This is a genomic window from Amycolatopsis sp. NPDC023774 (assembly GCF_040639695.1).
In the GTDB taxonomy this organism is placed as follows: Bacteria; Actinomycetota; Actinomycetes; order Mycobacteriales; family Pseudonocardiaceae; genus Amycolatopsis.
The window spans coordinates 139917-147541 of sequence record NZ_JBFAAJ010000021.1 but is presented as its reverse complement, the minus strand read 5'-3'; the positions used below and the strand labels follow the sequence as shown (position 1 = coordinate 147541).

The 7625-nt window shown below is 71.2% G+C and carries 5 protein-coding genes; 1 reads left to right on the top strand and 4 read right to left on the bottom strand.

Annotated elements, in window-relative coordinates:
* Positions 1–122: 122 nt before the first annotated feature.
* The 4 genes from AB0F91_RS33090 to AB0F91_RS33075 form a co-directional block, all read right to left on the bottom strand.
* On the bottom strand, positions 123–2504 hold the full coding sequence (locus tag AB0F91_RS33090) for a glycosyl hydrolase family 65 protein (protein ID WP_360603929.1): 2382 nt from the start codon (positions 2502–2504) through the stop codon (positions 123–125).
* On the bottom strand, positions 2501–3232 hold the full coding sequence (locus tag AB0F91_RS33085) for a beta-phosphoglucomutase family hydrolase (RefSeq protein ID WP_360603928.1): 732 nt from the start codon (positions 3230–3232) through the stop codon (positions 2501–2503). The genes AB0F91_RS33090 and AB0F91_RS33085 overlap by 4 nt, the downstream gene beginning before the upstream one ends.
* A 10-nt stretch (positions 3233–3242) precedes the next feature.
* The gene (locus AB0F91_RS33080; protein WP_360603941.1) at positions 3243–3611 is read right to left on the bottom strand and encodes a metalloregulator ArsR/SmtB family transcription factor; all 369 of its coding nucleotides are present in this window, start codon (positions 3609–3611) and stop codon (positions 3243–3245) included.
* A gap of 80 nt (positions 3612–3691) precedes the next feature.
* Entirely contained in the window at positions 3692–4840 is a 1149-nt protein-coding gene (locus tag AB0F91_RS33075) for an ROK family protein (protein ID WP_360603926.1), read from the bottom strand.
* 509 nt (positions 4841–5349) lie between these two features.
* On the opposite strand from AB0F91_RS33075, the gene AB0F91_RS33070 reads away from it, so the two are divergent.
* On the top strand, positions 5350–7611 hold the full coding sequence (locus AB0F91_RS33070) for a molybdopterin cofactor-binding domain-containing protein (protein ID WP_360603924.1): 2262 nt from the start codon (positions 5350–5352) through the stop codon (positions 7609–7611).
* Positions 7612–7625 lie beyond the last annotated feature (14 nt).

Below are 7625 nucleotides of genomic sequence, written 5' to 3'. Positions count from 1 at the left end.
GTGAGCGTCCGGGGGGTTGGTGTGGGTCTAGCGCTTGGTGGGGTTTTGTTTGTGTTGCGTGCCCCCGATCTGTGCGCGGGTGGCCCGGGGGGCGGGCTTGCCGGAGCGGGAGGACCGTTGGCTCAGGCCTCCGGGGACGCGAACTGGCGCAGCTTCGACGCGTCGCGGCGTTGGGGTGCGCGGCCGTAGGGCTGGACCGGCGGGTCGCCCGGGTCGACGTCCACGATGGGCAGCGTCACGGGTTCCGTGGTGACCGTGAAGCGCTCGCCGTGGTGCACGAGGTCCAGGGGCTCGCCATCGAGGACGTGGTAGGTGGCCTGCCCTGGGCGGATGTCGACCTGGAAACGCGTGCCGCGGAAGGCGAGGCGGAAGCAGATGCCGCCGAGCTGGCGGGGCAACCGCGGGGCGAACGAGAGCTGCCCGCCGTGGTCGCGCAGGCCGCCGAAGCCCGCGACGGCGCCCTGCCAGGCACCGGCGAGCGACGCCATGTGCAGGCCGTTGCGGACGTTGTTGTGCACGTCGTGCAGGTCGGTCAGCGCGGCCTCGGCCAGGTAGTCGTACGCGAGGTCCAGATGGCCCACTTCGGCCGCGATCACGGCCTGCGTGCCGGCCGAGAGCGACGAGTCGCGCACCGTGCGGGCCTCGTAGTAGGCGAAGTCGCGGGCCTTCTCCTCGGGGCTGAACGAGTCGCCGCACAGGTGCAGCGCCAGCACGAGGTCGGCCTGCTTCACGACCTGCTTGCGGTACAGGTCGAAGTACGGGTAGTTCAGCAACAGCGGATAGAACGCCGGGTCGGTCCCCTTGTAGTCCCACTCGTCGTGCTCGAGGAAGCCCTCCGACTGCGGGTGCACACCGAGTTCCTGGTTGTACGGCAGGAACATCGCGTCGGCCGCGGCGCGCCAGCTGTCGAGTTCTGCGACGTCCACTTCGCACCTCTGCACGACTTCGGGGTACTTTTCGCACACCTGCGCGGCCGCGAGCAGGTTCCGCCGCGCCATCAGGTTCGTGTAGACGTTGTTGTCCGCCACCGCCGAGTACTCGTCCGGCCCGGTCACGCCATCGATGCGAAAGTGCCCGTGGCGGTCGAAGTGACCGAGCGAAGCCCACAGCCGCGCGGTTTCCACCAGAAGGTCGGCGCCGCACCCGCTTTCGAACGCCTTGTCGTCGGTCGCGTTGACGTAACGCAGCACGGCGTCGGCGATGTCCGCGCTGACGTGGAACGCCGCCGTGCCCGCGGGCCAGTAGGCCGAGCACTCGGCGCCGGTGATGGACCGCCACGGGAAAGCCGCGCCGCGCAGGCCCAGCTGCTTCGCGCGTTCCCTGGCCTTGTCCATTGTGGAGTGCCGCCAGCTGAGGGCGTCGCGCGCCGCGTCGGGGATGGTGTAGGTGAGCACGGGCAGCACGAACGTCTCGGTGTCCCAGAACGCGTGCCCGTCGTAGCCGGGGCCGGTGAGGCCCTTGCCGGCGATCGCGCGCTGCTCGCCGCGGGCGCCGGCCTGCAGCAGGTGGAAGAGCGCGAACCGCACGGCCTGTTGCAACTCGGGATCGCCTTTGATCTCGATGTCCGCAGTGGCCCAATAGTCGTCGAGGTACTGGCGTTGCTCGGTGACCAGCCCCTTCCAGCCCGTCTGCCGGGCCCCGGCCAGCGCCGCCTCGACCTGCGCGCGCAGGGCGGGCACGGACCGCTGCGCGGACCAGCCATAGGCGAGGAACTTCGTGATCCGCAGCCGGCCGCCCCGTGGCACGTCGACGGCGACCGTGAGCCGCGCGAGGTCGTCCTCGCTGTGGATGCGGGTGCGGATGCCGTTGTCGACCTCGATCTTGTGGTCCATCGCCGCGGCCATGCGCAGGCCGGAGTTGCGCGTCTGGTGCACGAGCACGCCCTGGTAGTTCGCGGCGCGGTTGAACTGGGAGACCAGCGGCGTGTCGAGCGCCGCGGCGACGCGCGGATCGCGGGTGTCGGTCTCGATCGGCTCGTTGGCCAGCAGGTCCGACTGCACCACGAGCTGCAGGTCCTCGTCGAGCGGTTCCACCTCGTAGCGGATCGCCGCGATCGCCCGCTGTGTGAACGACACGAGCCGCTCGGTCTTCACGCGCACGCGCCGCCCGGTGGGGGAGGACCACTCCGTGGACCGGCGCAGGGTGCCGCTGCGGAAGTCGAGCACGCGGTCGTGCTCGTTCGCCGTGCCATAGCGCATGTCGAGCGGCTCGTCCTCCACGAGTAGCCGGAGGACCTTGCCGTCGGTCACGTTGACCACGGTCTGCCCCTCCTCGGGGTAGCCGTAGCCGCCTTCGGCGTAGGGCAATTCGTGTTGCTCGTAAAAGCCGTTGAGGTAGGTGCCAGGCAGCCCGCGCGGCTCGGCCTCCTCCAACGTGCCGCGCAGGCCGAGGTGGCCGTTGGACAACGCGAACGCCGACTCCGTGCGTTGCAGCGCGTCGACGTCGAGGCCGCGCCAGCGCAGCGCCCACGGCGAGCACTCGTAGCCGAACTGCGTTTCGGTCATGCCTTCTCCAGAAGTTCGGCGAGGTCGTCGACCACGACGTCGGCGCCGTGGGAGCGCAGTTCGTCGGCCTGGTCGGCGCGGTTCACACCCACCACGCAACCGAACTGGCCGGCGTGCCCGGCCTGCACGCCCGAGAGCGCGTCCTCGAACACGGCCGCGTGCGCGGGCTCGACGCCGAGCGCCTTCGCGCCGGCGAGGAAGGAATCGGGGGCGGGCTTGCCCTTGAGGTTGTCGCGCCGGATGACCAGGCCGTCGATCCGGGCCTCGACGAACTTCGTCAGGTCCGCGGCGTCGAGCACCTTCGCGCCGTTGGCCGACGATGTCACCACGGCGATGCGCAGGCCGGCGGCCTTGGCCGCTTCGAGATAGCGCACCGAGCCGGGGTAGGGGTTCACGCCGCGTTCTTCGATGATCTTGAGGACGAGCTCGTTCTTGCGGTTGCCGACGCCGTTCACGGTCGGCTCGTTCACGCTGTCGTCGGGCGTGCCTTCGGGCAGCTGGATGTCGCGGGAGCGCAGGAACTCGCGCACGCCGTCGGCGCGCGGGCGGCCGTCGACGAACGCCGCGTAGTCGTGGTCGGTGAACTCGCGGAACGTGTCGCCGTCCCGGGCGCGCAGAAACTCGTCGAACGTCCGTTTCCACGCTTCACGGTGGAGCACGGCCGTTCCGGTCAGCACGCCGTCGAGGTCGAACAGACAGGCGGTGATGGTGTCCGGCAGTCCGATCATGAGTGCAAACCTACCGGTCCGGATCTGCTTCGGCGGCACCCGTGTCGTGGGGGCGCACGCGGTGGATCAGCTCGTGCACCGTCGCGTCCGCCAGCCGGTACCGCACCACACGCCCGTCCCGGTGCGCGGTCACGAATCCGTGGGCTCGCAACAGTCGCAGCGCCTGCGAAACGGCGGTGTCCGTCATGCCCGTGGCCGCCGCGAGGTCGGTGACGCTGATCTCGCGCGCGTAGTGGATCGACACGAGCAACGCCAGCCGCGACGGATCGGCCACCACGGCGAACCGCCCCGCCCACTCGTCGATGACCGCCCTGTCCCCGAGTCCGGCGACAGCGGCGGCCACGCGCTCCGGGTCGATCAGACGCCGGTCGGGCTCGATGCTCACAGGGGCCGATGATTCCACCCGGCGAGCGCGGGGACCACCGTGGCTGCCGGTATCGGGTGTTTCGGACGCAACGCTCAGGCCGCCCCGACCCGACGTTCGAACACCAACCCCTCCGCGGCCCGCAACCCCACGCTCATCGCTCCCGTCAGCACGCCGTCGTCGCCCAGTTCGCCTTGGACGACGGTGGGCACGAGGGGCGTGAAGGAGCGCAGGGCGCGGTAGATGGGATCGAGCAGGAGGTCGGCGGCGGTGCCGATGCCGCCGCCCAGGACGATGAGCTCGGGGTCCACCACGGCGGCCACGGAGGCGACCGTGTAGGCGAGGCGGTCGGCTTCCGTCCGCACGGCGCGCTGGGCCAGTTCGTCGCCTTCGCGCGCCAGGCGGAAGACCTCGCGGGCCGATTTCGCCGTGCCCAGGCCGAGTTCGCGCGCGCCGCGGACCACGGACTGGGCGGCGGTGGCCTCTTCGAGGTGGCCGCGGGCCGGGACTTCGCCGCCGGACTGTGTGCGGCCGTAGGGGAGGTAGCCGATCTCGCCGGCGGCGCCCGTCGCACCGCGGAAGACGCGGCCGTCGACCATGAGGCCCATGCCGACGCCGGTGCCGATCATGAGGCAGCCGACCACCGACGCGCCGCGGGCGGCGCCGCTTTCCCACTCGCCGACGGCGGTGAGGTTGGCGTCGTTCTCCACGACCAGGCCGGCGCCCAACGCGGCCTCCAGTTCGTCGAGCAGGCCGGGTTTGCCCCAGCCCGGCAGGTTCGGCGCGTGCCGGAAGCAGCGCTTCGCCGGGTCCGCGACGCCGGGGGAGCCCAGCACGCGCACCACGATGTCGGCGTCGGTCAGCCCGGCCTCGGCCACGATCTCCCGCGCCAGCCGGCCGACGGCGGCGACCAGCGCACTGCCGGAGCGGGCCGTGTTGCGGGCGTCGCGCCGCGCGACCATCGTGCGGCCCAGATCCGACACGGCGACGCGGATGTGCTCGCGCCCGATGTCGACGCCCAGCACGTACCCCGCCGTGGGGTCGGCTTCGTAAAGCACTGCGGAACGGCCGGTGCCGGTGGACGTGTGCCCGGTCGCCCGCGCGAGGCCCGCGGCCTCCAGCGCCAGCAGGGCCTGGCTCACCGTCGGCTTGGACAGCCCGGTGTCCTTCGCGACCTGCGGCCGCGTGGCCGGCCCGCCGCGGCGCAGCAGGTCGAGCACCGCCCGCTGGTTGATCCTGCGCATCCCGGCCGGCGTGCCGACCGGCGGAGTCCCCGCGCCCACCACGTGCCGCCCGCTTCCTACTCGTGCCGATGTCACTCCTGCCAAGGTAACCGGCCTCGGCAGGAGACCTTCTTTTCACCCGTTCGGCGACCAGCGGCAGAGCGTCCAGACGACGATACGGGTTGGCGGCGCCATCCCGGCGCAGGGCGCGCGGAGCCGGAGCGTGGCGAGCGTCCGGCCGGCCATCCGGCGCAGCCCGCCCTCTCCCGTCGGCACCGCTGTCAACCGCCGATCCGACCAGCGTGGCTGTGTCACGACGCACATTCGCAGGCGGTCGGCTGTTACCGCGTCACAGACATCGGTCGACACGACTACTGCGCGTTGCGTCCTTTCTGTCCCGTCCTTAGCGTGGCGCGCCAGACGTCCCGTTCCACCACCGCGTCACCCCCCACCACCCGGGCTGCACCGTCGCGGCGGCGCTTGCCCGGCGCGCCGTCCGCACCGGCGCGAGTGCCCCGAAGGGATTCCCGATGGCCAGTCCCACCACCAGCCCCGGACCACAGGGCGACGCCGCGCCGGACGACGACGGCCGCGTCGGCCGCCGCCGCTTCCTCACCTACCTCGTCGCCGCGCCGACGCTGACCGTCGCGACGAAGCTGTCGTTCGACACTCTCGTGCCGGACAAGGCCGAGGCCGTTGTGCCCACGCTGCCGCAGCCCGCGGAGATCCTCGACCTCGGCGACGTGCTCACGCTCTCCTGCGCGCCGACGTCGGGCATGCTCGTGCTCGAGGTGACCACCGACGGCCGTGTCCGCCTGCAGCTGCCGCGCGCCGAGGTGGGCCAGGGCATCAACACGGCCAGCGCGATGCTCGTCGCCGAAGAGATGGACCTGCCCCTCGACAAGGTCGACGTGGTGCTGGCCGACGCGCGTCCGGAGCTGCTGTTCAACCAGCTCACCGGCGGCTCCAACACCATGCGGTCGCTGTACGACCCGATCCGCACAGCCGCCGCCACGGCCCGGGCCCGAATGGTGTCCGCCGCGAGTTCGCAGTGGAACGTGCCGGCGGCGCGCCTGTCCACCCGCGACGGCCTCGTGCGCTCCCCGGACGGGCGCAAGGCCTCCTACGGCGTGCTCGCCGGCCCGGCCGCCCGCGCGGACCTGCCCACCGCGGCCGTTGAGCCGAAGGCCGAGTCGGACCACACGCTCGTCGGCACCCCGACGTCGCGCAAGGACGCGCTCGCCATGGTCACCGGCAAGCAGGTCTACACGCTCGACCTCGACATCCCCGGCGCGATGCCGGTGATGGTGCGGCGTCCGCCGACGATCAACGGCACGGTCAAGAAGGTCAACAACGAGGCCGCCGTGCGCGCGATGCCCGGCATCATCGACATCGCCGTCGTGCAGACCGGCGTCGCCGTGATGGCCGAGACCTTCGGCCAGGCGCTCGACGGCAAGAACGCCCTCGACGTCACGTGGAACGCGGGCACCGTCGACGGCGAGAACAACGCGTCCATCACGAAGAAGCTGCAGGCCGCGGCGCTGCCGTTCGTGGTGCCGCCGCTGCTGACGCAGTACGTGGACGGCGAGTTCGACTTCGCCTTCGTCAGCCACGCGCCGATGGAGTCGAATTCCGCGGTCGCCGACGTCCGCGAGGACAGCGCCACCATCTGGGCCGGCCTGAAGTCGCCGATCGTCGCGAAACAGACGATCGCGCAGGAGTTGGGGCTGCCGGAGAACAAGGTCACCGTGCACGTCCAGCAGGGCGGCGGCTCGTTCGGCCGCCGGCTGTTCTTCGACGCCGCGCTGGAAGCCGCGCACATCTCCAAGGCCATGAAGAAGCCCGTCCGGCTCATGTGGAGCCGGATCGACGACATGCGCCACGGCCGCGCCCGCGCCGCGAGCCACCACAAGATCCGCGCGACGTTCGCGCTCGGTCAGGTGCTCACGTTCGAGCACCGCGTGGCCAGCGTCGAGACCGACTGGGGCCACGGCCTCGGCGAGATCCTCACCGCGTTCGCCGCGAAGCTGCCCGTGGGCGGAAACCTGAGCTTCGCGCAGACGGTGTTCCTGCTGACGGTGAAGTCGCCCTACAACTTCGGCGTGACCACGCAGCTGCTCAACGAGGTGCCGCTCAAGTTCCACACCTCGGCGTGGCGCTCGGTGTACTCCGCGAACACCCGCGGCGCCGAGGAGATCATGGTCGACGAGATCGCCGTCAAGCTCGGCAAGGACCCGCTGGCCTTCCGCCGCGAGTTCATCAAGGAGCCGCGCCAGAAGGCGGTGCTGGACAAGGTCGCCGAGCTCGGCGAGTGGGGCAAGAAGATGCCGAAGGGCTTCGCGCAGGGCATCGCGGTGCACGGTGAGTACAAGTCCTACACCGCCTGCCTGGTGGAGATGGACGCCCGCGACCCGAAGAACCCGCGCGTGACCAAGGCAACGATCGCGGTGGACGTCGGCAAGCCGGTGAACCCCCGCGGCATCCAGTCACAGATGCTCGGCGGCCTCACCGACGCCATCTCGACCACGCTCACCGCGGGCCTGCACATCGACAACGGGCTCCCGCTCGAAGGCAGCTACTCGCAGTTTCACTACGCGCGGCAGAAGAACGCGCCGACGGACGTGAACGTGTTCGTGATGCCGGCCAACGGCAGTGAAATCGGCGGTGCGGGCGAGCTGGGCCTCCCCGCGCCGGTGGGGGCGATCGCCAACGCGTACGCGCGCGCCACAGGGATCAAGCCGCGCAGCTTCCCGATCAACTTCCCGGTCGACTTCGACCCGTTCCCCCGCTGATCTCCCCACCACAC

Coding starts and splice junctions, on each gene's coding strand:
- AB0F91_RS33090 (WP_360603929.1), bottom strand. CDS start 2,504: ATGACCGAAACGCAGTTCGGCTACGAGTGCTCGCCGTGGGCGCTGCGC.
- AB0F91_RS33085 (WP_360603928.1), bottom strand. CDS start 3,232: ATGATCGGACTGCCGGACACCATCACCGCCTGTCTGTTCGACCTCGAC.
- AB0F91_RS33075 (WP_360603926.1), bottom strand. CDS start 4,840: ATGCGCAGGATCAACCAGCGGGCGGTGCTCGACCTGCTGCGCCGCGGC.
- AB0F91_RS33070 (WP_360603924.1), top strand. CDS start 5,350: ATGGCCAGTCCCACCACCAGCCCCGGACCACAGGGCGACGCCGCGCCG.